22 protein-coding genes and 1 other annotated feature (1 of these 23 cut by a window edge) are annotated in these 25,730 nt (G+C 40.0%); of the genes, 8 read left to right on the forward strand and 14 right to left on the reverse strand.

Annotated elements, in window-relative coordinates:
- Window positions 1-50, forward strand: a binding site (T-box leader); it begins 187 nt to the left of the window's first position.
- Window positions 51-181: 131 nt separating this feature from the next.
- From trpX to SanJ4206_RS03110, 3 genes are read left to right on the forward strand one after another with little or no spacing between them, the layout of a single operon-like run.
- Window positions 182-1,186: a tryptophan ABC transporter substrate-binding protein gene (gene trpX, locus SanJ4206_RS03100; protein ID WP_003028040.1), complete on the forward strand. Its 1,005-nt coding sequence runs from the start codon at window positions 182-184 to the stop codon at window positions 1,184-1,186.
- Between the two features lie 32 nt (window positions 1,187-1,218).
- Entirely contained in the window at window positions 1,219-2,085 is an 867-nt protein-coding gene (locus SanJ4206_RS03105) for an ABC transporter permease (protein ID WP_003028041.1), read from the forward strand.
- A complete protein-coding gene (locus tag SanJ4206_RS03110; protein WP_003028043.1) occupies window positions 2,082-2,840 on the forward strand; it encodes an ABC transporter ATP-binding protein in 759 nt (252 codons plus the stop codon). The genes SanJ4206_RS03105 and SanJ4206_RS03110 overlap by 4 nt, the downstream gene beginning before the upstream one ends.
- A 15-nt stretch (window positions 2,841-2,855) precedes the next feature.
- On the opposite strand, the gene SanJ4206_RS03115 is transcribed toward SanJ4206_RS03110, so the two are convergent.
- Window positions 2,856-3,197 (reverse strand): hypothetical protein, encoded by a 342-nt coding sequence (locus SanJ4206_RS03115; protein ID WP_003028044.1) that lies wholly within the window; start codon window positions 3,195-3,197, stop codon window positions 2,856-2,858.
- A gap of 87 nt (window positions 3,198-3,284) precedes the next feature.
- Between SanJ4206_RS03115 and SanJ4206_RS03120 the strand changes: the two genes are divergently transcribed.
- The 5 genes from SanJ4206_RS03120 (at window position 3,285) to addA (ending at window position 12,873) form a co-directional block, all read left to right on the forward strand.
- Window positions 3,285-3,497 carry a YdbC family protein gene (locus tag SanJ4206_RS03120; RefSeq protein ID WP_003028046.1) on the forward strand — a complete coding sequence of 71 codons (213 nt, stop codon included), beginning with the start codon at window positions 3,285-3,287 and terminating at the stop codon, window positions 3,495-3,497.
- A 201-nt stretch (window positions 3,498-3,698) separates the two neighbouring features.
- On the forward strand, window positions 3,699-4,592 hold the full coding sequence (locus SanJ4206_RS03125) for an ABC transporter ATP-binding protein (protein WP_003028047.1): 894 nt from the start codon (window positions 3,699-3,701) through the stop codon (window positions 4,590-4,592).
- Window positions 4,589-5,803 (forward strand): ABC transporter permease, encoded by a 1,215-nt coding sequence (locus SanJ4206_RS03130; RefSeq protein ID WP_003028048.1) that lies wholly within the window; start codon window positions 4,589-4,591, stop codon window positions 5,801-5,803. Before SanJ4206_RS03125 ends, SanJ4206_RS03130 begins: the two co-directional genes overlap by 4 nt.
- Window positions 5,804-5,923: 120 nt before the next feature.
- On the forward strand, window positions 5,924-9,196 hold the full coding sequence (gene rexB / locus SanJ4206_RS03135; RefSeq protein WP_022525449.1) for an ATP-dependent nuclease subunit B: 3,273 nt from the start codon (window positions 5,924-5,926) through the stop codon (window positions 9,194-9,196).
- The gene (gene addA / locus SanJ4206_RS03140; RefSeq protein WP_022525448.1) at window positions 9,193-12,873 is read left to right on the forward strand and encodes a helicase-exonuclease AddAB subunit AddA; all 3,681 of its coding nucleotides are present in this window, start codon (window positions 9,193-9,195) and stop codon (window positions 12,871-12,873) included. The genes rexB and addA overlap by 4 nt, the downstream gene beginning before the upstream one ends.
- 475 nt (window positions 12,874-13,348) lie before the next feature.
- Here the strand turns inward: addA and SanJ4206_RS03145 are convergent, their stop codons facing one another.
- From SanJ4206_RS03145 to SanJ4206_RS03205, 13 genes are all read right to left on the reverse strand, one after another.
- A complete protein-coding gene (locus SanJ4206_RS03145; protein ID WP_006906966.1) occupies window positions 13,349-14,566 on the reverse strand; it encodes a site-specific integrase in 1,218 nt (405 codons plus the stop codon).
- An 82-nt stretch (window positions 14,567-14,648) separates the two neighbouring features.
- Window positions 14,649-14,852: an excisionase gene (locus SanJ4206_RS03150; RefSeq protein ID WP_006906967.1), complete on the reverse strand. Its 204-nt coding sequence runs from the start codon at window positions 14,850-14,852 to the stop codon at window positions 14,649-14,651.
- A 454-nt stretch (window positions 14,853-15,306) separates the two neighbouring features.
- Window positions 15,307-15,537 (reverse strand): helix-turn-helix domain-containing protein, encoded by a 231-nt coding sequence (locus tag SanJ4206_RS03155; RefSeq protein WP_006906968.1) that lies wholly within the window; start codon window positions 15,535-15,537, stop codon window positions 15,307-15,309.
- Entirely contained in the window at window positions 15,534-15,956 is a 423-nt protein-coding gene (locus SanJ4206_RS03160) for an RNA polymerase sigma factor (protein WP_006906969.1), read from the reverse strand. The genes SanJ4206_RS03155 and SanJ4206_RS03160 overlap by 4 nt, the downstream gene beginning before the upstream one ends.
- Before the next feature lie 338 nt (window positions 15,957-16,294).
- On the reverse strand, window positions 16,295-16,492 hold the full coding sequence (locus SanJ4206_RS03165; RefSeq protein WP_472547619.1) for a cysteine-rich KTR domain-containing protein: 198 nt from the start codon (window positions 16,490-16,492) through the stop codon (window positions 16,295-16,297).
- Window positions 16,489-17,523: an alpha/beta fold hydrolase gene (locus tag SanJ4206_RS03170; protein ID WP_006906970.1), complete on the reverse strand. Its 1,035-nt coding sequence runs from the start codon at window positions 17,521-17,523 to the stop codon at window positions 16,489-16,491. Before SanJ4206_RS03170 ends, SanJ4206_RS03165 begins: the two co-directional genes overlap by 4 nt.
- Before the next feature lie 34 nt (window positions 17,524-17,557).
- Entirely contained in the window at window positions 17,558-18,196 is a 639-nt protein-coding gene (locus tag SanJ4206_RS03175) for a TetR/AcrR family transcriptional regulator (RefSeq protein WP_006906971.1), read from the reverse strand.
- 119 nt (window positions 18,197-18,315) lie between these two features.
- Complete coding sequence (locus SanJ4206_RS03180) at window positions 18,316-19,227, reverse strand: conjugal transfer protein (protein ID WP_006906972.1); 912 nt, start codon at window positions 19,225-19,227, stop codon at window positions 18,316-18,318.
- A gap of 14 nt (window positions 19,228-19,241) precedes the next feature.
- Window positions 19,242-20,243: a bifunctional lytic transglycosylase/C40 family peptidase gene (locus tag SanJ4206_RS03185; protein ID WP_006906973.1), complete on the reverse strand. Its 1,002-nt coding sequence runs from the start codon at window positions 20,241-20,243 to the stop codon at window positions 19,242-19,244.
- The gene (locus SanJ4206_RS03190) at window positions 20,240-22,315 is read right to left on the reverse strand and encodes an FUSC family protein (protein WP_022525063.1); all 2,076 of its coding nucleotides are present in this window, start codon (window positions 22,313-22,315) and stop codon (window positions 20,240-20,242) included. Before SanJ4206_RS03190 ends, SanJ4206_RS03185 begins: the two co-directional genes overlap by 4 nt.
- 2 nt (window positions 22,316-22,317) lie before the next feature.
- Window positions 22,318-24,765 carry a conjugal transfer ATPase TcpF gene (gene tcpF, locus SanJ4206_RS03195; RefSeq protein WP_006906975.1) on the reverse strand — a complete coding sequence of 816 codons (2,448 nt, stop codon included), beginning with the start codon at window positions 24,763-24,765 and terminating at the stop codon, window positions 22,318-22,320.
- Window positions 24,749-25,141: a conjugal transfer protein gene (locus SanJ4206_RS03200; RefSeq protein WP_006906976.1), complete on the reverse strand. Its 393-nt coding sequence runs from the start codon at window positions 25,139-25,141 to the stop codon at window positions 24,749-24,751. Before SanJ4206_RS03200 ends, tcpF begins: the two co-directional genes overlap by 17 nt.
- 84 nt (window positions 25,142-25,225) lie before the next feature.
- Window positions 25,226-25,723 carry an antirestriction protein ArdA gene (locus tag SanJ4206_RS03205; RefSeq protein WP_006906977.1) on the reverse strand — a complete coding sequence of 166 codons (498 nt, stop codon included), beginning with the start codon at window positions 25,721-25,723 and terminating at the stop codon, window positions 25,226-25,228.
- Window positions 25,724-25,730: the final 7 nt, after the last annotated feature.

Raw genomic sequence — 25,730 nt, forward strand, 5'->3', positions numbered from 1 at the left:
TCTATTATTTTTCCCATAATTGAGGTGGCACCGCGATTTACGCCCTCACACAGGATGAACTGTGTGTGGGTTTTTCTTTTATTGTTTCAGTCTCGTTAATGGAGGTAAAAATATGTTGAAACGATGGCGACTCTGGCTTTTACTTGAATAAAAATTAGAAAATACGAAATGGAGAACAGATATGAAAAACAAACGGTTAATGGGAATGATTGCTCTTTTGGTGGTATTAGTTGTCGGAGGCATTATTTATTCTAGTGTAAATGGCGAGAAAGCACCGAAGACAAACAATACAACCAAAACAGTAAAAGTTGGTGTGCTGCAATATGTCAGTCATCCGTCACTTGATTTGATTTATAAAGGGATTCAAGAAGGATTGGCGCAAGAAGGTTATAAAGGTAAGAAGATCAAAATTGACTTTATGAATGCAGAAGGTGACCAAAGTAAAGTGGCAACGATGAGCAAGCAATTAGTTGCCAATGGCAATGACGTGCTGATTGGAATCGCAACGCCTGCTGCTCAAGGTTTGGCTAGTGTAACGAAAGACAAGCCAATCGTCATGGGAGCAGTGACCGATCCAGTTGGGGCGAATTTACTAAAGGATTTGAAAAAGCCGGGAGGCAACATTACAGGTGTGTCTGACCACAACCCAGCTCAACAGCAATTGGAGCTCATCAAACAATTAACACCGAATGTGAAAACAATCGGCGTCCTTTATTCAAGCAGTGAAGACAATTCAAAAACGCAGGTAGAAGAATTTACAGCTTTGGCTGAAAAAGCAGGCTATAAAGTGCTTCCTTATGCTGTACCTTCTACCAATGAGATTGCTTCAACCATGAATGTGATGACAGGAAAGGTAGATGCTATTTGGATTCCAATTGACAACACCATTGCTTCAGCTTTTTCAACAGTCGTTTCCAGCAATCAAACGGCTAAAAAACCAATCTATCCAAGTGCGACAGCTATGGTAGAAGAAGGTGGTCTGGGTTCAGTGGTTGTCGATCAAAAAGATCTTGGAGTGGCGACTGGAAAAATGACGGCGAAAATTTTGAAGGGCGCTAAACCAGCAGACACAGCTGTTGAAATCTTTGCTACTGGCAAATCAGTTGTGAACAAAAAAGTGGCTGCTCAGCTAGGAATAACAATTCCAGATGATGTTCTGAAAAAAGCAGGACAAGTCATTGAGTAAAGCTAGTATATTTTAAAGGTTAGGACAACAGTATGATACTTTCAATTGTCTCACAAGGACTTGTTTGGGCTATTTTAGGCTTGGGGATTTTTATGACCTTCCGCATTTTAAACTTCCCTGATATGACAACAGAGGGCTCTTTTCCATTGGGCGGAGCAGTAGCAGTTACGCTGATTAGTAAGGGAATCAATCCTTTTCTGGCAACTGCTGTTGCCATTCTGGCTGGCTGTCTGGCAGGCATGGTAACGGGGCTTCTCTATACTAAGGGGAAAATTCCTACTCTCCTTTCGGGAATTTTAGTCATGACTTCCTGCCATTCGATTATGCTTATGTTAATGGGGCGGGCTAATCTTGGACTTCTTGGAACGAAGCAAATTCAGGACTTTCTACCGTTTTCTGGCGAATTAAACAATCTTCTGACAGGATTGATTTTTGTCAGTTTGGTAATTGTAGCATTGCTTTTTTTCCTAGATACAAAATTGGGTCAAGCTTATATTGCCACGGGTGATAATCCTGATATGGCAAGGAGTTTTGGCATTCACACAGGACGAATGGAGTTAATGGGTCTGGTGCTGTCTAATGGTGTCATTGCCCTAGCTGGTGCCCTTATTGCCCAGCAGGAAGGTTATGCGGATGTCTCGCGCGGGATTGGTGTCATTGTTGTGGGGCTTGCCAGTCTCATTATCGGAGAGGTGCTTTTTACCAGCCTGACATTGGCAGAACGCCTATTGACGATTGTTGTCGGCTCTATTTTCTATCAATTCCTGATTTGGGGCGTGATTGCGCTTGGCTTTAATACCAGCTATCTTCGCCTTTATAGTGCGGTTATCTTGGCAATTTGTCTCATGATTCCGACTTTCAAAAATAAATTCTTTAAAGGAGTCAAGTTAAGCAAATGACAGCAATTGTAGAATTAAAAAACGCGACAAAAATTGTCAACACAGGTATTGAGGAAGAAAAAGTTATTTTAAATGATGTTTCACTGGATATTTTTGAGCATGACTTCATTACGATTTTAGGCGGAAATGGGGCAGGGAAATCCACGCTTTTCAATGTCATTGCAGGAACATTACCATTGACGAGTGGCAGCATTTATATTCTAGGTGAAAATGTGACCAATTATTCACCAGAAAAACGGGCTAAGTATCTGTCACGCGTTTTTCAAGACCCAAAAATGGGAACAGCTCCGCGCATGACGGTGGCAGAAAATCTATTGATTGCTAAATTTCGTGGTGAAAAACGCCGTCTGGTGCCACGTTGTCTGAGCCATTATCGCAAAGAATTTCAGGAGACAATAGACAAAATCGGCAATGGTTTAGAAAAACACTTAGATACGCCGATTGAATTTCTCTCGGGTGGGCAAAGACAGGCTTTGAGTTTGTTGATGGCGACTCTCAAACGCCCTGAGCTGTTGCTTTTGGATGAACATACAGCAGCGCTTGACCCCAAAACCAGTGTGGCATTGATGAGTCTGACAGATGAATTTGTAAATCGTGATCAACTGACTGCTCTCATGATTACCCACCATATGGAAGATGCTCTCAAATATGGCAATCGCTTGATTGTCATGAAAGACGGACAAATTATCCAAGACTTACATCAAGAAGAGAAAGCGAAAATGACGATTGCGGATTATTACAGCTTATTTGAATAAAAAAATTCCAATCTCCTAGCTGAGGTTGGAATTTCTTTTTTGCGCTTCTCTGATAGTATTTGGAACCAGACGAATCCGCTTAATATCTGAAATACGAATAATCGTTGACATACTTTTCTGGAAGTTTTTAACAATCAATTGCTGACGCTCTTTGTCATATTTGACAATATCACCAGTAAAACTTTTATCTGAAAAAATGACATGCACACCTGATTTTTTTTGCAAAGCTGTTTCAATCGTCTGCAAAATATTGGCGTTGTCTTCCTCTATCTCTTGTGTATCCTTTTTGTAATTGATAAATTCACTTGCGCGCTCTAAAATCATTTCGAGAAATTTTTTCATAGCTAAATTCTCCATAACTTGTTACAATATATTATATAACAAACTCGCTAAAAAAGTAAATTTTTTACGAATAAATCAAGAAAGAAGAAAAAGGAGATAAAAATGTCAGAATTTAAATTTGAGATAGAAGAAAAGTTATTGGTGTTATCAGAAAATGATAAAGGCTGGACGAAAGAGCTGAATCGTGTGAGCTTCAATGGTACGCCAGCCAAATACGATATCCGTAGTTGGAGTCCTGACCATACAAAAATGGGGAAAGGGATTACGCTCTCCAATGAAGAATTTCAAGTATTAGTGGATGCTTTTAAGGCTTAGTAAAGCGCAAATAGAATCAAGGTAAGAGAGTGAGAGACAGTCAATCTATAAATGGCGGCTATTGATGACTCTCTTTTTGTTGTAAAAAAAATAAGAAAATTTTACACAAAAACTTGAAAATCCGCTTTCAAAAGATTATACTATTAAATATAGAGAATCTATATATGCATATAGTAAACTTAGAATTTTAGGAGGTTTAGGATGCTTGAAATTCAAAATTTAGAAAAAAGTTTTGGGCAAAAACAAGTTCTATTTGGTGTTGATTTCAAAGCTGAATCAGGACAAATCCTTGGTCTGATTGGGAAGAACGGTGCTGGGAAAACAACGATTTTCCACAGTATTCTGCGTTTTTTAGAATACAGCGGAAACATTACATTTGATAAGCAACCGATTTCTCAGGAGACCTATCGGAAAATTGGTTATTTGCCAGAAGAGCGAAGTCTGATGCCTAAGTTAACCGTTTATGAGCAAGTGCGGTATTTGGCAAATTTAAAGGGAGTGCCAAATGCGGTTGTGAAAGAAAAATTGCCTCAGTGGATGGAGCGCTTGCAAGTCAAAGGAAAAGTGACTGATAAAATCAAGAGCTTGTCCAAAGGGAATCAACAAAAAGTGCAGTTGATTATCACACTTTTGCATGAGCCAAATTTGATTATCCTAGACGAGCCATTTAGTGGTTTGGATCCTGTCAATACCGAGATTTTGAAACAAGTCATTATTGAGGAAAAAGAGCGAGGAGCAACCATTATTTTCTCTGACCATGTGATGACCAATGTGGAAGAATTGTGTGATGATGTTGTCATGATTCGTGATGGGAAAGTCATTTTGGATGGCAGCGTGCAGGAAGTTCGTAATCAATATGGCAAAACACGTCTGTTTGTGTCTAGCTCGCTGTCTCAAACGGAATTAGAAGCACTTCCTCATGTGACGAAAGCCAGCCTAACCAATCAAGGAACATGGCGTTTAGTCTTAGATGACGAAGCGGCTGGTAAGGAATTGTTTGACTTGCTGACTAAAGGACAATATATTGAAACTTTTGACCAACAAGCTCCAACAATTGATGAAATCTTTAAGTTAGAATCAGGGGTGGAAGTATGAAACAGACTTTAATTGTTATCAAAGAAACCTATCTTCGTCATGTCAAGTCATGGAGTTTTGTCTTTATGGTCATATCCCCTTTTATCTTTGTAGGATTGAGTTTAGGTGTTGGCTACCTTTCTTCTATGTCAAGCAGTAATTCTAGTCGGGTCGCAGTTGTATCAAACAATGTTCAAGTGAAGGAAGTTTTGAAAGATACTAAGAATCTGGATATCAATTATAAAGATGAAGCAACAGCTAAGAAAGCTGTAAAAGATGGCGATGTTGGTGGATATTTGCTAGTATCAGAAGCAGAGGGGCAAATCAAGGCAACTTATTTTGCAGATACGAGCATGAGTAGTGCTACAAAAATTGAAATTACACAGAAACTGATGCAGTTGCAACAGGTTGCAAATATTAGCCAAGCTAATTTATCAGCTAATCAAGTGAAGCTACTTTCAAGAGCTATTGATTTCAAAGAAAAGATTGATGAGAAGAAAGAAGCGAAGAAGGCCACTCAAACGATTGTCGCAACAGCAATTGGTTTTATGCTTTACATGATTCTCCTTGTCTATACAAGCTCCACTGCTCAAGAAATTGCAAGCGAAAAAGGGACGAAGATTATGGAGGTTATTTTCTCCAGTATCAAGGCATCTGAATATTTTTATGGTCGAATGGCTGGAATTTTTGCAGTTATCTTGACCCATGTGGGTATTTATGTAATCGGCGCTGTGCTGTTGCTTGCTTTTTCAGACCAGATTTCTTTTGTAAAAGAATTCTTAGATGCCAATCCAAATCTGATGAAGCATTTGGGAGAGGCAATTTCCTTTAATACCATTGCTTTCATCACCTTGAGTGTCTTTATGTTTGTGGTTTTATCTGCCTTTTTAGGCTCAATGGTAACGAGGATTGAAGACGTTGGGAAAGCTGTTCAGCCTGTTGTGATGCTGATTATTTTGGGATTTTTGGGAGTGACGGCTCTTGGAAACGCTGGTGACACGATCTTGTTGAAAGTTGGTTCTTATATTCCGTTTATTTCGACCTTCTTTATGCCCTTCCGTGCCATTAACGGTTATGCAAATGGGCTAGAAGCTTGGATTTCATTTGCCATTGCCTTTGTCTTTACCTTAGGAATGACAGTTTATATCGGTCGGATTTACTCCAGTTTAATTTTACAAACAGATGACATTGGCATTTGGAAGAGCTTCAAAAAAGCTTTAGCTTATCATTAAAAATCGTTCTCCACAAGTATTCTTGTGGGGATTTTTTTCTTGAAAAGGTATGTAGTCAATCGCTGTTGAAAAACTTTAAAAATGATATAATAGGACTATATTTTGACAAAAAGGATGCTCATGAAATTACTTTATACGGATATTCGCAATCCCTTAACAAACATTCTAACAGAAGAAGCAGAGCGTTTAGCACAAGCAGGCAAGCGCGTGTTTTATATTGCACCCAACTCTCTTTCATTTGAAAAGGAAAGAGCCGTTTTGCGTCTTTTAGAAAACCGTGCTTCATTTGCCATTACGGTGACACGTTTTGCGCAGATGGCGCGTTATTTTGTCCTCAATGATGTGCAGCAAGGCAGACCATTAGACGATATTGGTTTGGGAATGCTCTTTTATAAGGTCTTATCTGAAATGGAAGAGCATGATTTGCAGGTGTACGGCGGCATTCGGACGGATGCGCAGTTTATTCAGCAATTGGTTGAGCTTTATCATGAGTTGCAAGAAGCTCAAATGACTGTTGCAGACTTGGACTATCTGGATGAAGACGAGAAAAAAGCAGATTTAATCAAGATTTTACAAGCTGTTATGCATCAGCTGAATCAGAGTGAATTTACTTCTGAGTCAAATATCATGGCCTTTGCCAATCACATTATAGCAGCTGATGTAGATAAAGAATTGCAAGGATTGGCTTTGGTCATTGACGGTTTTACACGGTTTTCTGCTGAGGAAGCTTATTTGGTAGAGCTGCTACATCGTAAAGGTGTGGAAATCGTCATTGGTGCTTATGCAAGTGAAAAAGCTTATCGTGCGACTTTTCGAGAGGGCAATCTCTATCAGGCTAGCGTGGATTTCTTGCGCCATTTGGCAGATAAATATAAGGTAAAACCTGAATATAGACCGTCAATACAGCCAGATGATGCTTTTGGAAAGATTTCAAAACTGCTAGAAAGCCGCTATGATTTCTCAGATGTTGAGTTGGAATTGACGGAGCAAGACCGCTCGCATGTACAGATTTGGTCGACTGTCAATCAAAAAGAAGAACTGGAATATGTGGCAAAGAGCATTCGCCAGCGAGTTCATGACGGTGCTCGCTACAAGGATATTCGCGTTCTTTTGGGAGATGTAGAAGCCTATCGTTTGCAGTTAAAGACGATTTTTGATCAGTATCAGATTCCCTTTTATCTGGGGCGAAGCGAGTCTATGGCACATCACCCTTTGGTGCAATTTATCGAATCTTTAGTGCGTTTGAAACGCTATAATTTTCGGACGGAGGATTTGCTCAATCTTGTGAAGACAGGTCTTTATGGTCGTTTAACGCAAGAAGAGCTGGATTTGTTTGAGCAATATATTCGCTTTGCGGATGTAAAAGGGATTAGTAAATTTTCTAAAGATTTTACTCACAATCAGCATCAAAAATTTGACTTGATTCACATCAATCAATTAAGAAAAAAAATAGTCACTCCGCTCTTGGAATTTTTCAAATCTCGCAGTCAAACAGCGACAGGTCTGCTCCAGAAATTTCATCACTTTTTGACAGAGATTGCTTTTTCTCAGAATTTTGCTTCTTTAGTAGATTTTACGAACCCGCAAGACCAAGAAAGACAAGAAGAAGTCTGGAAGGCTTTTTGTCATGTTTTGGAACAATTTGCTAGTGTCTTTTCAGCTAACAAGGTCAAGCTAGATGATTTTTTGACTTTAGTGCAGTCAGGAATGCTGTTATCCAATTATCGGACTATTCCAGCAACGGTAGACGTTGTGACCGTTCAGTCTTATGATTTGATCGAGCCTTTGTCAAGTCCTTTTGTCTATGCTGTTGGTTTGACTCAAGACTATTTTCCAAAAATTGCGCAAAACAAGAGCCTCTTGTCAGATGAAGACCGATTACGATTAAATGAAGCAACTGATGAGCATTCGGAGTTGCTGATTGCTGCTCAGGAAAATCTCCAGAAAAATCGTTTTGTCGCCTTGTCGCTTTTGAATGCTGCAACGGAGAGGTTGGTGCTCTCCACTCCTCAGATTGTCAATGAAATAGAGAACAACATTTCTCCATATTTGTTAGAATTGCATGAACGACCAATTGAGCTGCCGATTGAAGTGAAGCGTCCGCAGGCAACAAGTGATGATATTGGAACTTATCGGGCTCTGTTGGCGAGGGTTATTGAGTTGAATCAAGGGGATATTGATCGGGAGCGTTCTTTGACGGAGAAAGAGCAAACTTTTTGGTCAGTCGTCGTACGGGTTTTGCGCAAAAAATTGGAAAGCGAAGGTATTTCGATTCCTAATGTAACGTCAAGTCTTGAAACAGAAACCTTGTCAACGCAGACATTACAAGTTCTTTATCTGCCTCATCAAGCATTTCAGCTATCTACTTCAGCTTTGACAGAATTCTATCGCAATCAATATGCTTATTTTTTGAAGTACGTCTTGGCTTTGCAGGAAGAAATGACGATTCATCCAGATGCGCGCAGTCATGGAAATTTTCTGCATCGTGTGTTTGAAAAAGTTATGCAAGAGCAGTCTAGTGAGTCATTCGATCATCGTCTAGAAAAAGCCATTCAAGAAGCGAGTCAGGAAGCGGAATTTGAAGCTCTTTATACAGAAAATGCAGAAGCATTATTTGCTCACGAAGTTTTGCTGGACACCGCGCGTGCGACAGGACGGGTTTTAGAGAGAAATGATTTAGTCGAAACCATTCAAGAAGAGGCTGTTTTCGGACAGGAAGAAACAAATGTTCTAACCTTGTCAGACGGACGCAATCTTCAAATTCGAGGGAAAGTTGACCGCATTGACCGATTGAGAAGTGACGGTAGTCTGGGAATTGTGGATTATAAATCAAGTGACACAAATTTTGATTTTCAAAAATTCTTCAATGGTCTAAATTCTCAATTGCCTACATATCTAATGGCGTTGAAGCAAGAAAAGTGGGCGAATGATGAAGTACAGACTTTTGGTGCCATGTATTTGCAGATGGCCAATCCACTTGTGCCTTTAGCCAAGACGAAGTCGCAAGGCGACGCTGTCAAAGAAGCAATGAAGAATCTAGAATACAAAGGTCTGTTCTTGTCTGAGCAGGCTCGTCAGCTGAATGGTTTGTACGATAAAAAGAAAGTGAATCTGTTGAGTCAAGAGGAGCTGGAGACATTGTTGGCTTATAATGCACTCTTGTATCGCCGTGCTGCTGAGCAGATCTTGGCAGGGCATTTTTACATCAATCCTTATACGGAAAATGGCAGAAGTATTGCACCTTTTGTGGAGCAGTACAAGTCCATTACGGGATTTGAAGCTAACCTTCACCTCTCTAGCGCCCGCCATTTGGTTAAGTTAGATAGCCACCCGACAGGTGAAAAGAAGCGTCAAGCATGGATAGAAAAGATGAAGGAGGAGCTAGAAAAATGAGACAGATTCCATTTTTGAGTCAGGAAGAAATCTATACTTTGCAGGAACGAGAAGCTCAGTCTGACAAAGCTCAAAAACGTACACCAGAGCAAATCGAAGCCATTTACTCCTCCGGTCAAAATATTCTTGTGTCTGCTTCTGCAGGATCAGGAAAAACCTTTGTTATGGTGCAGCGGATTGTTGACCAAATTTTGCGGGGAGTTCGCATTGACCAGCTCTTCATTTCGACCTTTACCGTTAAAGCCGCAAGTGAGCTAAAAGAGCGCTTGGAAAAAGAGTTATCCAAGGCTTTGAAGGCAACAGATGATGAGGAGCTCAAACAGCATTTGGCACAGCAATTAGCTGATATTCCGAATGCTGACATTGGTACCATGGACTCTTTCACCCAAAAAGTCCTAAATAAATATGGTTATCTCCTAGAATTGGCGCCGAATTTTCGCATTTTACAAAGCGCAAGTGAGCAGTTATTGCTGCAAAATGAAGTTTTCGAGCAAGTTTTTGAAGAATTCTATCAATCTGATCAGGCTGCTTTATTTAAAAAATTAGTCAAAAACTTTACCGGTCAAAGAAAAGATTTGCTCGGTTTTCGAGAGCAGGTTTATAAGATTTATGCTTTTTTGCAATCCACCAGTAGTCCAATAGCATGGTTGGGGAAAGACTTTTTGAAAGGCTATGAGCGTGCGGATTTCCAAGAAGAAAAAGCGCAACTTTTAGCACAAATAAAAGAAGCTCTTTATGACCTAGAAGATTTTTTCCATTATCATTTGGCGAATGAAGCCAAGGAATTTCCAAAAGCAAAATACCTTGAAAATGTTCAGAGCGTGCTTGATTGTCTGGCAAGCTTACAAGGACAGTCCTCTGAGGAAGCTTATGTCACAGCACTTGATAGAATTGTAGAGATTTCACGCGCAAGCAATGGCAAAGCCTTGACAAACAGCGGACGCAAAGAAGAATTAAAAGAAATCATCAACACCTATAATGAAAAGCGCAAAGAAAAAATTCAAGTTTTACGAGATTTGGCAGATCAATTTTATCGCTTTGAATTTCAAGTGACCTATCATGAAGAAGCAAAGGAAATCCTGCTTGTCTTACAACGGTTTATGAAAGCATTTGTTGAAAGTTATTTGAACCGCAAAAAAGAAGAAAATGCGTTTGAGTTTGCAGACGTCAGTCATTTTGCTATTCAGATTTTGGAAGAATTTCCTGATGTGCGCCATTTTTATCGAAATAAATATCATGAAGTTATGGTGGATGAGTATCAAGACACCAATCATACGCAAGAACGTATGCTAGAACTGTTATCAAATGGACATAATCGCTTTATGGTGGGGGATATTAAGCAGTCTATTTATCGTTTTCGTCAGGCTGATCCACAGATTTTTAACGATAAGTTCAAGTTGTATCAAGACGATAGCCAGCAAGGGAAATTGATTGTTTTGAAAGAGAATTTCCGCAGTCATGTGGAAGTCTTGGAAGCCACGAATGACGTTTTCAAACGTCTCATGGATGAGGAAGTGGGAGAAATTGATTACAATGAGACGCATTATCTGGTAGCTGGAAATCCTGATAAGAAAGAGCCAAATCCACAATATCAGACGGAGTTTCTCATTTATGACGGAACACTTGAGACGAATAATGAGGAGAATGACAAGGATGTTTCTTCTGTTTCTGCAGGAGAAGTAGCGCTGGTCATTAAGGAAATTATCCGTCTGCACAATGAGGAAAATGTCCAATTTGAGGATATTACTTTGCTAACAGCTTCACGCACACGCAACGATATGATTCTAGCTGAGTTCGCTAAATATGGTATTCCTGTCGTTTCAGACGGTGGTGAGGACAATTACCTTCAGTCTGTTGAAGTCATGGTGATGTTAGACACCTTGCGTACAATTAACAACCCTCTCAATGATTACGCTTTGGTGGCACTTCTAAAGTCACCAATGTTCACCTTTACTGAGGATGAATTGGCTCGTTTGGCCTTGCAAAAAAAGGTGACTGAAGCTAATCACGTTGTTCATCAGGAAAATCTCTATGAGAAATTGAAAAACGCTTTGAGTGGACACGGCCAACATCCCGAACTCATTACACCTCCTATTTTAAAGAAAATCCAGCAGTTTCAAGAAATACTGCTGGATTGGCGAGAATTTGCAAAAATAAATTCGCTCTATGATTTGCTTTGGAAAATCTATCAAGACCGCTTTTATTATGACTATGTAGGAGCCCTACCAAATGGCGCAGGGCGTCAAGCGAATCTCTACGCTCTTACTTTGCGAGCAAATGACTACGAAAAGATGAGTTTTAAAGGTCTATCTCGTTTTATTGGGATGATTGACAAAATATTGGAAACACAGAACGATTTGGCGAGTGTCGTCGTTGCGGCTCCGAAGCATGCAGTCCGCTTGATGACAGTTCATAAGAGCAAAGGTTTGGAATTTAAATATGTATTTTTGCTTAATACGGATAAAGCCTTCAATCGTAAGGATAGCAGCTCTGCCTTGATTCTCAGTCGTCAAAATGGCGTCGGTATCAAGTATGTCGCGGACGTAGCGGTAGATGTAACTGATAAGTTGGCGCCTAATCATGTTCGTTTGTCTATCGATACTCTTCCTTATGTGCAAAATGAGCGTGAGATTCATTTGGCGAGTATTTCTGAGCAAATGCGTCTGCTCTATGTTGCTATGACGCGGGCAGAAAGAAAGCTATATCTGGTTGGCAAAGGTCGTCAAGAAAGCTTGGAGAAAAAGACCTTCCCTGCTCCTGAAAATGGTCGTTTAGCAGCCTCCATTAGGCGAACTATGACAAGTTTTCAAGACTGGATTTGGGCTTTGCAAACCGTCTTTAAGAATGATGACTTAACCTTTTCAACCCGATTTGTGACGGATAGCGATTTAACAAGTGAGAAAATAGGTCAGCTAAAGCTGAAGGAACGGATTGTCGAGGAGAACTTAGCGCACAATCGCCAGTCTGAGGATATTCGCAGGGCTTTGGATATTTTGGAAAATGTGGACAGGCTAAATACTCAGTATCGAGCTGCCATCCATTTGCCAAGTGTTCGGACACCGAGCCAAATCAAGAAATTTTATGAACCGGTCATGGATACAGACGGCGTTGAAATTATGGAGAAAAAAACTCCAGATTTTATTGGAAAAACTTCTTTTGAACTACCTGACTTTGCTAAAAAAGCCCCTGTTACAGGAGCGCAAATCGGTAGTGCTGTCCATGAACTGATGCAGCGTATTCCTTTAAATCAATTGCCTACAATAGCTATTTTAAAGGAAATATTGGCTCAGGTTCAGGCAGAAGAAACTGTCAAAAAGAAGATTGATTTGCAAAAGATAGCTAGTTTCTTTGAGACAGAGCTTGGTCAACTGCTCTTGAAGCAGGCGGATAAAGTTTATCGTGAAGCTCCTTTTGCTATGTTAAAGCAAGATCAAGCGAGCGGACAGAATTTTGTAGTCCGTGGAATTTTGGACGGTTATCTCCTACTGGATGATCGTATCGTTCTCTTTGATTATAAGACAGATCAATATACAAATCCAAGTGAATTAGTGGAGCGCTACCAAGCACAATTATCACTTTATGCTGAAGCTCTTCGTCGTTCGTATGGTATTGAAAAAATAGAAAAATATCTAGTGCTGCTAGGCGGAGTTCAACTTCAAGTAGTAAAAGTAGACTAGATAAGATTTTTAGAGAATTGGGCTGATGAATGCTCCCGATTCTTTTTTACAAAAATAGAATCCTCTATTTCCGAATATTTGAGTTGTAAAAAAATAAAAAAGTTCACAAATTAGCTGGTTTTTTAGAAAAAGTTATTGAAAATTTCAGAAAAATACGGTAAACTAGTATGTAACCAGACGATGGAGGAATGATATTTGAAATTATATCCTGTTGTTGCGATTTAATCTTATAAACTAAATCAAAAGGCGGCTTTGTGCGGCTTTTTTTGTAAAGTTGTCTAGACCTTTATGAAAATTTTAGTATAAACATATCACAAATTTCCAATTATCATTTTGAATATTCTTAAATGCTCGTAAAGCCTTGTTATGTAGGTTTTCGGGCATTTTTTCTTTAGGAAGATACTTCACGTTTCTTTGTGTAATTTGTTATGAATTGATTGTTAAAAGTGGTAAAAGGGTAGTAAATTCATTTCTTTTAAAGGACTAAACATCTTGCTTGTTGTTCTTTTTCCAAGCGTTTCATTTCCTCCATAGCCGAATTACAGGTCGCATGTGCATAATAGTTCAGTGTCATGGTTATGTTTGCGTGTCCCATAATATATTGCAGGGCTTTGGGATTCATACCGGCATTGGCACAGTTGGTGCAGAATGTATGCCTAAGTGTATGCGGTGTGATATGTGGCAATTTTTCCTCATGGCATTTGTTGTACTTTTTAATGAGGTTTCTTAGTATGCTGTTAAAATCACATGCCGTTTTAGGATAGCCATTTCTGTTGAGAAAAAGAAAGTTGCTATATCCATCAATCTCAACACATTCGTTTTGGTTTTGCACTGCCAATACTCTTTTCAATGCCTGACATGTAACTTCAACCATTGGTACTTGCCGCTCACTGCTTTTGGTTTTAGGTGTTTCAATGTAATACCCAAGCTCAGTGTTTCTTAGTAGCTGATGATTAACCAAGATAAGATGATTTTCAAAATCCAAATCTGTAACAGTCATACCGCATAGCTCTGAAATACGAAGTCCGGTTTTTAACAGTATCAGAATTTCGTCATAATTCTTGTGATAGACCGTATCAGACTTTGCGAAATCAAGCAGTCTTGCTTCCTGTTCCAGTGTCAATATCGTTTTAGGAACGGTATCATCATCAATAACGGTATTAAGCTGAAAATCAAATGGATTCTTTCTTACATAATCATCCTGTATCGCAATGTAAAAGGAAGCTCGCAGTGACCGCTTATAGTTATTGATGGTGGAATAGGCAAATCCGTTTTCACTCATTCTAATAGCCCATTCCTTAGCGTCAGACGGTTTAATGCTGTCTATGCTTCTTGCGCCCAGCTTATCGTTCTTCAAAATTTCCATCAGATATTTACGTCCGGTCTTTGTGTTTGCTTTTACATTAGGACGCTGAGCATTTTGCTTGGCGTAAAGCTGGCAAAGTGTCATCTTCTTGCCGATAACATCAATCCCATCTTGAACATCTTTTTGTATCTCTGCAATTTTTTCACGCAGTGCGATACAATCCCGCTTGCCTGCCGGTACTCTGTCCGTAGATACCAGCTTCCATGAGTAGATAAACTGTGTTTCTCCGAATGAATCTATATATTTGTATAAGTATCTTCCGTCTTTTCTCTGGCTCTCTCCAGTCCTCAAAATCCGACCTTTACGGTCACGTCTTTTTTCTGACATGGTATCTGCTCCTTTCCTGTATGGAAAGAGCCTTGATACGACTTGATACGATTATACCATATCTATTCAAGACCCTTATACCCTATATGACATCTAATGTATCTATCACTTTTTCAAATTGCTTTCGCTTGATCTGAATCCTGTTCCCGTTCATAATCAGCCAGCCTGCATTCTTGTTTTCTTCTGCTAAACGACGCAGCTTATTTTCACCGATACGGAAATATTTAGCAGCTTCTTCAATCGTCAGCGTGTAGCGTTCCCAGATAGGAACATAAGCCTGATTCATGTCATCAATCCTCCTTTCAAATTTTTGGCTTTACAAGCAGTCAGACAGCCTTGGCAAGGCTCACGGGAATCTCACCCCTGCATGGTTCTCATGCAGCCGTACTCATTGCCTGCGACGGCTCACACAGGTTCTCTGTGCTTCAACGCTCGGACTGTGACTGTACGGGAGTATCATTATGTCGATAAAAAAGTCATGGCAATCATCTTGCTGATGATGACTTATGGAGTTCCGGTATCAATCGCTCACTGTCATTTCTGACAGGTCATGGCGTACCAGTCCATCAGCTCGTTTCTTATCGCAACGTATCTGACCGCTTTATTCAGTTTTCAAAGAACATAGGGGCTTATTCGCCTGCAAAAACACATATGGGAATATATGCTTTTGCAGAATAACAAGCCTCTCCAATCGGGAAGCGTGGAAACGTCATCACGCTTCCACGAAAAGAGAGCGTGTGTCACTTGATTTCAAATGACAGAATCTTTGTAATCAGCCTTGTTTCCATTCGTCCACGCAAAACCTCATCAACAACCATGCTTTGGTTTCCGTATTCGTCTTTCATCAGACGCAGGGAGCGTTTTGTCATATATCCCCGATAGTGCCGGATAATCTGATTGATTGCTTCTGAATTGCCGTCAGCAGCTTTGACAATGAGAGGAAAGGGAACAAGAGGATAATTCTTCTTCATTCTTCAAATTCCTCCATAAACTTCTTCATCATGGCAAGTCCGCCGGTTCTGTGCCGGTAAACAGTGGAACGGTTTACTTTCAACATGTCTGCAATCTCCGAATCGCTCATATTCATAAAATAGAACAGAAGCAGAATCTCACGCTTGTTGCTCGGCAAGTTCCGCAGTGCTTCGCTTAGCAGGTCATTTTCAATGCTGATGGATATGCCGTTCAGCATAAAAATCTGAAAGTCCGTTACATAGCTGTCTGTTGTGGCAAACTGACTGACAAGATAATCGCCGATTTCCGAAAAGGACACTTCATGTTTTGCCAGTCTGGAAAGCTGTTTGAAATAGTCCTTTCGTTCATCTTCCATAGCCTGCTTGCAGATGTAGTCAAACTGGTTTTCTATCGTTGTCTGAAAAGATGACGGTTTCATGTTCTCACCCCCTTTCTCTGGATTGAAAGGAAGTGAGCCTTGCTCCTTTACCTCCTTTCACTCTTAGTCCCGACGTGAAAGGGGGATTTGTTGCATTACCAGTCAAAAAAATTTCGGATAAATAAAAAACACACAAACAGACCGTTCTCTGTTTATGTGTCCATGCAGTGTTGCTTATATTATTTGTGGAAGTGAAAAACCACGGAGGATTCTTTTGTATAGATAACTGTGTTTTATGTTTGTAAGCAAATGCCGTATAAAATCGGCTTGTAGTATATATTTTTCATGATAATTCTCCTAATAAAAATAGCCGATAACATAAGATTTTATATCTTACATCATCGGCTCTGCGTCTTTGCGTCCGGCTCTTTAATGATTGTGGTTTTAAACTCTTTTATACTAACTAAAGTTTCTAATTTACACTTAGGACAGTAAAGAGGAAAATTCCTTAATTCGGTATCTTTTCGTAGTTTTATCCTCGTTTTACTTTTACATATAGGACATAACAACCATTCTGTTAGCAACATCGTCATCACTCACCATTACATATAGAATTATCAGATACAATTTCTCTAAATTCTGATAATAGTTTAATATACTCTTTTGGCTTGAAAGTATGAATAACATGATTAGCGGAAACTTTTTTATATATTATTTGCGGAGCCAAGGAAATAGCATGATGAGCGTCATCATCATCAAATGCTCCTATAAGTCCGTAATTTTCGTAGCGTTTCCAATCGGCTTGAATAAGCAGTACGGGGCATTTGGTTTTTTCAAAAGCTTCTGCATGGTCAATACCATCATAAAACCTGCCATCTACAAAGGCTCTGGCAAAATCCGGGTCAAACATAGACAATGATTTAATTAGCAAACGTAAGCTATCTGGGAAGCCAATTTCAACCGGACTATCAGGGTATTTATCCTGAAACTTCTTTATCTTTCGTGATAACCAACTAACAAACCAATTTGGAATTCTTTTGATTCTCTTATCAGAAGCTGGTACTTCCATATTTTGAAAATAATTTGCTAAATCTCTATCTGGTATATTTCCGATTTGATTAACAAGGTGCTTTAGCCCGTTATATACGAATTTATCTTGTTCTTTAAATCGTGGCATTTCAGCAGAAAAAATGGGTGCGTCCTCAAGAATAATTCCGGAAATATATTCAGGAATATTAGCAGCACACCAAAGAGCGATAATGCCACCTGATGAATTTCCGCTAATAATAACTTTTTGTTTTATTACATTTTCTATAAATATTTTTATGTCCTCACCAATAATTTTCCATGAATAATGCCCCGGTGTCCAAGAAGACTTTCCATGACCTCTCACATCTATGGCATATACTTGGAAAATTTTTGATAGTGGCAAAAGTACTTTCTTATAACTTTCCCACATACCCATTTGAGCAGGAATCAATAATAAACTCGGTCCATTTTTAGGACCAACCACATAGTTCAGCTTAACGCTCCCTGTATCATAAGTTTTTTCTGAAAAACCAGCATTTACCAGTTTTCGATTATTTAGTTTTCCAGACAATTTTTCGTATGGATTTTTATAGTTCATTCAACATTCCTCCTAACTATAATTCTTGAATGTTTTACTCGATAACAATTCCGTAAATCATTAAATCAAGATATTCTTTAACATCTTTTTTAAATTCATGAAAATTATCAAATAACTCCATTGGCTTGTCTTGATACAAATGTAGATATTTCATTACAATTGCATCAATATACAAACTTAAACTCTCTATAATTTTTTGAGTATCTATGTCTTGTCTTAGTTTCAATTTTTTAACAGCACTTAAAATAATCTTACTTGATTTTTCTTTTGATTTTTTATGATATATGCTTAAAATATTTCTAATATCTTTACTAACTTCTTTGTGTGTTTCCTTTGAAACCATATTTAAAAATTTTGTTTCATTTGGATATTTTGTGATTAAATTATATTTCATATCCATCATATAAAAAATTATTTCATAAAAATTATCATAAGTTCCTTCGTATTCTAAATCTTGTGTCAATAGGTCGACTGTATGTTTAAACAGGTATAAGTAAAAATTCTTTTTATTGCCAAAATAATAAAATAATAAACCTTTAGAAATACCAGCTTCATGAGTGATTAAATCAGTCCGTGCTTCTACAAAGGAAAACTTTGAGAAAATTTCAATTCCCTTGGTTATTATTTGCTCCTTTTTTTCATCTGAAATTTTTTCAAAATTCTTAGTAACCATTAGACACCTCACTAAATTGACCAATCAGTCAGTACTCTTGATTAGAGTATATCATATTTTGACTGATTGGTCAATTTCGGATGGTAAAGAGTGAAATGGTAATATTTTCTTTGATTAGATTACTTCACAATCTTCCAATTCCCATCATTCTTTTCAAGTGTCAGACTGAACTGTGATACCTGCGTTGCTTTGGTCTGTGGGTCAAGATATTTAACCGATAAAGACACTGTAACCTGATTTTCTTTACGATTATAAATCGGATTGACCAGCTCCTGAAAAACATACTCTTTTCCAACCGGTTTTAGGATTCCATCTGTCACATAGTAGGACAGTTCCTTTTGCGTGGCAGTCGGGTAGAGCTTGAAGAAGGTGGTTAAAAAGTCATTGATTTCATTTGCAGTAACAGAATCCACCGTGCCGTCATTTTCTATTATCTTAGGCTGATAGGAAGACTTTGACGGTATGCTTGTAATGGTCGGATTCTTAATGATGACCATGTTTCCGGCACTGTCCACATAGACACTGACAGAATAAGCAGACTGCACGTTTTTCTTGCTTTCTCCCTCTGTAATAAGCTGTTCTACACTGTAGGTCATATCAAAGGTGTGATTCCCAGTATTTTTGACGCTCCATATCTGAAAGTTTTGAAGCGAGGAGGACACCGGTATATCCTTTCGTACCGTGTCGTTATTAAGAGCTTGAAGCTCCTCTGTCAGATAGTTTTTCAGTGCTTTGGTTCGGTTGTCAATCGAGGTGCTGTTTTGCTCCCATGTGTAATAGACTTTCGCAAATTTCTCTACAAAATTTTCTATATTATGCGTATCCATATATTCTTTTTCGATGACCTTCGTTTCATGAATGGTATGGGTATCTATTGCCGTAAAATGCTTAAATACCGCAAAGCTGAAGCTGACTGCTAAGAGTATCCACAGGGCAATCACTATCTTTCTTCGAGGATTTATCTTATGAATACGGGGTTTCTTCTCTTTTGGAAGCTGTTTTTTATTGTTGTTATGATTGATGAATTTCATATTTTATTCCTTTCTTATCGTTTGATTCGTCCTGCTCCTGCCAAATGCTGCTGCCAGTAGGAGCTTGTCAAGTCGGTATAACCGATCGGGTCGCCTGCATGGTACATACGGTTATTGCCGACATAGATTCCGACATGGGTAATGTATGTTCCGGAATTGTAAGTAGAATGGAAGAATATCAAATCTCCAGCCTTGGCTTCGGATAGAGAGATGTGTTGGGTAGCGTCATACTGTGCCTGTGCGGTTCTTGGCAAAGAGATACCGGCTTTCCCATAGCACCACTGCACCAGTCCCGAACAGTCAAAAGAGGTAGTGGGAGAAGAACCGCCAAATACATATTTCCAGCCCTCATATTTAAGCGCTTCATTCATAATTGCCTGTGCGGTTTCATCATCAAACTGCGATGTCACAAGATACTGTTTAACCAGAGCTACATAAAACATATTTCCATAGCTGTATCGCCAGCCCCCGTTCATAGAGATGGCAATAGAGTTGGGGTAGTCCACCTTTACACCGCCGGAATGCTCCTTTGCAAAGCTCTGCGCCAGTTCAAAGCTGTATTTTTTGCCATGACGGGCGACATAATCTAAAAATCCACCGCCATAGTTATAGGACTGTATGACACAATCGAAATCTACTTCCAGACGCTTACTGCCTGCCAGAAGCTCACTGAAATACTTTACGCCCTGTTTGATAGAGCTTTCCGTATCCAATGAGTTCGGAGGAAGCCCCAGCGATTCCGAAGACTGCATGACATCTTTTGCCGTACCGCCGGATTCCACCTGCATGATGGCAAGCAATACATTTACATATTCACTCACACCATATTCCTTGGCGTATTTTTCTACCATAGGCTTGTGTGCCAGAACCTCCATGGAAACGGTCGCACCGCCAAATTGACTGTTCCCAAATCCGCCATCCTGTTCATCAGAAGATAAAATTGTGATAAACAAAAGTAGCGAGAATACAACTACGAAAAAACAGGAAAAGCCGATGAGAAGATGTTTTAATTTCATGACGGCTTACCTTGGTCTTTTTTTATTCTGGCGGTTTGTAACGGTCTGCTTTTTGTGTTTACAGTCTGTGTTCTTGAAATAACAGGAGCTTGTCTTTTCGCTTTAAGCGGTGTTGAATTTTCTTTTAATCGGCTTGCTCTCTGGACAGACCATTCCTGTATATTTGCTGATTGAAATTCTCTTATCGTTTTTTGTGGTTCTTGTTTCTGAGCCGTTCGTTCCTGCCTAATTATCGGTCTTTCATGGACAGATGAAGCTACGCTGTTCTCTGATTTTGCCATTTCCATCCTCAAACGGCGTTCCGCAATCGTCTGTCGTCTTGCTTCCTGCTCCTGATTGCGTCTGTCTGCTCTGTATGTTCTTGCCTGAGTGATACCGCCGGTAAAATCATTCATATTTTCTCTGATTTTGTTTTTACCTTGAAAGACGGCATATCTTGCGTTTGTCGGCAGGTCAGTGACCTGTTCCCTGAATTGATTGACAGATGCTGCTATCGTGTCTTTTGTATCGGCTATCGTTCCGACACCTTGTCCGAGCTTTGCTCCCAGTGAAGCCGAATGCTCACTTTGTGGTCGGCTATGGTCGGCTTGTGTTTTCGGAGAATGTGTTAAGCCATCTCTTTTCTGATTTCTTTTTCCGGCAATCGCAGAACCTACTCCATAAGCAGTCATGGAACGACCTAATGTTCTTTGTAGGCGGTGCATTTGTGCGTGCATAAGCATACGGGGTCTTCTCATCATACGGCTTCCGACACCTTGTGAATCATTGCTTTGCAGAGAAAACAGGCTCATCAAGTCACCAAGCTTAAAATAAATGCCTGCAAAGGTCACGATCTGCAAGAAAGCAACCATAAAGAACGGATAACCGGCAGACAGACTGTAAAGCATGGTGGAAATGCTAAAGGCAACAGTAATAATCAATGTAATGCCTGCACGGGTCAGGATGGTATTAAAGAGTTTTGTAATGGCTCTTTTGCTCATGCCCTCAAAGGTCGGCAGCATGCTGAGCAGGAAGCTGACCGGCAGGAACATGGCATAGATGATAAAGAGTATCTGTGAGAAAATCATAATGCCGGTCAGAAGAAAGACAAAGATGGAAATACCAATATTAAAGAAGAACAGGAAAAATACCGTTCCTAACCTGCTGATTGTCTTTGTGATGGTCATATTGGCATTATCTTTATCCTCAATTTCCTCTTTGATGATGTTTTCCCTGTCTTCACCGTTATTGGAATCGGGACTTGTGGACAAAAGATTTTCCACACGGTCGGTGCCAAGACTGTCTATGTCGGTTGTTCCGTACTGGAGCAGCAGCCAGGGCTGTTTCACCTGTATGGAAAACAGGCTGTCCCGGATTAAATCCACACTGTCTTTTCCTTTGGCTTCGGAATCCGGCAAGGTGATTTTTGTGCCAAGCGATAAGCTGGCATTGCTGATGTCCGACGAAAAATCATTGATTTTCGCAATGTAATCCGGCGCATAGGCAATGAAGGAAGCGGACAGGATAAATACCAGTACGAAATTGACAATCGCATGAACCGCCTTTGTCGTTTCTCTTTTGATAAGTCCTGTATAGCTGACATAGATACCGAGTACCAGAATAAAAATCAAAAGAAAACCGACATAAAAGCCCTCTGATGACAGACCGTATGAAGTAACACCGGCTAAGGTCTGCATGTTTTTTCCGATGGCATTCGCCGTGGAAGAAATGAAATCCAAGGAATACGCTTCTTTTACCAAGTAACCTGTGGCGTTTGAGATATACAGACTGATTGTCCAGATGAAATTGGTAATCGCATAAAGTCCATACATGACCTGCTTTCCAATGCCATCTGTCCAGTTCCACGGCAGCCAGTCCCAAGAATTATCGACATAAAAATCAAGCTGGTAGTTTGACAGCGGATATTTGCTGTATTCATTGGCAGTATTGACCGTATCGTCAACCAGTCCTGCGGCGTGTACTACGGTTCCGACCACAGACAGAAATACTAAGGTGGCAATAAGAATCGCACCTGCTATCAGTATGACTTTCCCAATTCGCTTGACTACTTTTGCTATATTTTGCTGTTTCATGCTTACACCTCAATTCTTACCGGCGGTCTGGTATCAAAGGCATGGAGCAGTTCCTCAAACACAGGGTGAAACTGTATCACGCCGACACGCCCATATAAATCACTGATTAGACACTGCCCGTTTTCCAAGTTACGCAGACGCTTTTGGTTGTACTCATCTTCGGGGTCAACCCCAAAGAACGCCAAAGTCTTTTTTATCTCATTGATGTCCGTGGAGCGGAAAGCAAATTTCAGCCCCAGATTATTTTTGAGCTTTTCATCTAAGAGGTCGTCCGTATTTTGTGTCACGAAATAGACACCGGCATTCATGGCACGACCGGCACGCACTAATTTCATGGATAGGGTCTTGCCCTGCGCCACCTGTAAAAAGCTCCATGCTTCGTCCAAGTCCACAATCTTGAAAATGCTTCTGTCCGTATGGATAAAATCCAATGCAAAGGTGCTGATAACAATGAGCATTGCCACAGACAGCAGTTCCATAGTAGTATATTCTTCAAAATCGGTTTCCTTGTCCGGAAGCACCAAATCGGCAACCTGTATGATGTTTAGCTGTTTTTCCAAGCTGATGGACTGTTTTACCTCACCGTCACTAAAGAGAAGATGAGCAAAATCATAGTCGGTAAAACTTTCAATATGCTCTGCAATGCTTGTGGCGGTATCCGTTCCCTCAATTCTCAATTCTTCAATAACCTTTAATAAGCCCCTTACTTCACTGTTTGTTACGGCACGAATGGCTTTTCTAAGGACGGGGAAACGGTCGGAATCACGGGAAGAAATCCCTGTCAAAAAGGTCAATATATCAATCGCAAGAGATTCTGAATCCTTTGGATTTTTCATAATTACATAAGGGTCAAGTAATCCCATGTTTTTCTTTTCAGAGGTCAGATTGACAATATTTATTTCATGAGCGATTTCAGGCAGGGTTTCTTTCCAACTTCCACGTTCCGCTTTCGGGTCAACAATAAGAGCCTGTGCCCCGAAAAGCACCGCATAATAGACAATCAGATTATTGGCAAAGGATTTTCCACCGCCAAGAGAGCCGACAAAAGCGGAAGCCAAGGCATTCGTCACAGAGCCTTTTACTCCCTGTGAAGCAAGAGCCGGTTTCAGATAAACATTTCTTCCCGTATCCAGATTGTAACCGACATAGATTCCGTCTTTTTCCCCAAGCATTTGTGTTGCCCCAAAGCCAAGTCCGGCAAGAAAATCCGAAGTCACATACTGGATATAGTCATTCATATAGCGTTTGCTGGCTGGCAGAAATTCTCCCTGCAAGCCCAACATGTCGCCAAACGGTCGCACCAGCTTTACGCTTAAATCATCGTAAAAATCCTTCACCTCATCACAACGTCGTTTCAGCTCATCCATATCATTAGCGGATACACGCACTACATAGGAGAGCTTATACATGGATTCCTTGCTCTGGTCTAAACTGCTTTCCAGCTCACTGACACTTTCTAAAGCGTCGGCGACATTGGTGCTGGTTTCATTGTCATTCTGCCAAGCGTGGTTATCCAAATCTTTCAGTTCCTTTTTCTTATTTCTGACTGTCCCCAAAGCCTTTTTATTGGCTACAATTTCTACATTCATGGATGTATCAATCGGAAACGTGAATTGCTGTTGCTGATAGTAGAAAATTTCACTTGATGGGAAATCCAGTTCTCCGACAACGCTGTTAATCGTAAAGTAAGCAACGTACACGGTTCTATCTTCCTGTTCCAGTTTCAAATATCGCTGCTTTTCTTCAATCAGGCAACGGGTCGGCTTAATCAGGTCATAGTATTTTACCAGTGTTTCTCCATCCGTCTTTTTCTTTGAAAGATGGTAGGTATAATCTTCATAGGCTGTGCCGGTCTGTCCATAGATGTGTTCAATGAGATAACCGAAATCATCTTTATTTAATGGTCGGATTTTAAATCTTCTTGAAATCTTGTTCGAGAGCAGCTTTTCCATCTTTGAATAGCGTAAAATCTCATCATTGCTCATGCTGACAAAATCGCCCATCAGCTTATGGTTGACATCATAGATAAAATCCAAAGCCGCATTTTTGGCTTCTTTTGTAAATTCCCTGACGGATACATCCTGTTCGCCAAAAAGGAGCTTAAAGCCGATATAAAAGCGGTAATCGACCTGATTTTCTCCAATCATGGAAATCAAAGCCTCTGTCTGCTCATCAATTCTTTTTTCGGCAACTTCTTTTAATTTCCCGACGATTCCCTTTTTGGAATTTTCCTGAATGGAACGTATGCTGGATTCCGTACTGATTTGCAGAGCATGAATTTTCCCGTTACGGTTTTGTGCGATAAGCTGTCTGAAAGAATCATGCACCTGTAATTTTTGCTCAGGGCTTAGAAAAGAATAGTTATAGGGAAGAAGTTCATAGTAGGCAAAGCATTCCCCGTCATTGTTCCAGACCAGATTGTTTTCAATATATTTAATGGGATATTTCATCGTATTCACTCCTGACTGCTGTAATTGCTTCCTGCATATTGTTTTTTCTTAAATGTATGGTTTTGCCTGCATAAGTCAGCTTCGGTCTGAACCAAAAGGAAATTACCGACTTCAAAAATCCGTAAGGCTTTTTTCCGTCGAATGTTTTCTGGCTCATAAACCAAGTCAGGACGACCGGGATTCCAAAATATTTCAGGAATGCCCCATCAATAAAAGACAGTGGCGGAAGATTCCCAAGAAGTATGACTGCAAATACAGACACCACAAACCATGTCATTTGCGTAAAGGTGATAGGGAAAGGCAGCTTAAAGTCATTGATAGAGTAAAGCACCTTTTCCACCGACCAGATATTGGTATAGCTTCGTATTTTTTTCATTTTTATTTCTTTATCCTTTCATAAAAAGGGATAGTTTTTGGACTATCCCCTTAAGTCAAACCAATCTGTCTGTGTCATCAGACATCAGTAGATAATTTCAAAAATCCCACGGCTTGCATGGATAAAAGTTCCTGAAAGCTCTAAGTCACGCCCAAAGGATTCATAATCAATATAGTTTTGCAGACTTGCCGGAACTTCACCAAGCATACCCGTTTCCTCAATGTAGTAGCGTGCCACATCTGCCATATCATCACAGCCGGAATGCAGAATAATATCGTCCTGATGTTCGCTTAATTCTTCAATGCTGGGAAAGTGCGTAAGCAAGGCGGAAAGCTCTGACTGTAATTCTTCGGGCAGATCACATACCAGCTCATAAAGATGGTTCAGTTCTGCAAGGGAGGTGTATTCGTCAATGTCAAAGGGCAGCTCGTAATCATGAATGGCGTATTCCTCATACTCATCATTCAAGCCGATTTTTTCTTTGACTTCTTCAAAATCTACGGGGAGCTTAAACCAAGCTCCCACGAGTTCCCCCTCGTTATATTTGCCGAGGTTGGCAATATATACCTGCATATCGTCCATTCATTTT

The organism is Streptococcus anginosus (assembly GCF_001697145.1).
Taxonomy (GTDB): domain Bacteria; phylum Bacillota; class Bacilli; order Lactobacillales; family Streptococcaceae; genus Streptococcus; species Streptococcus hominis.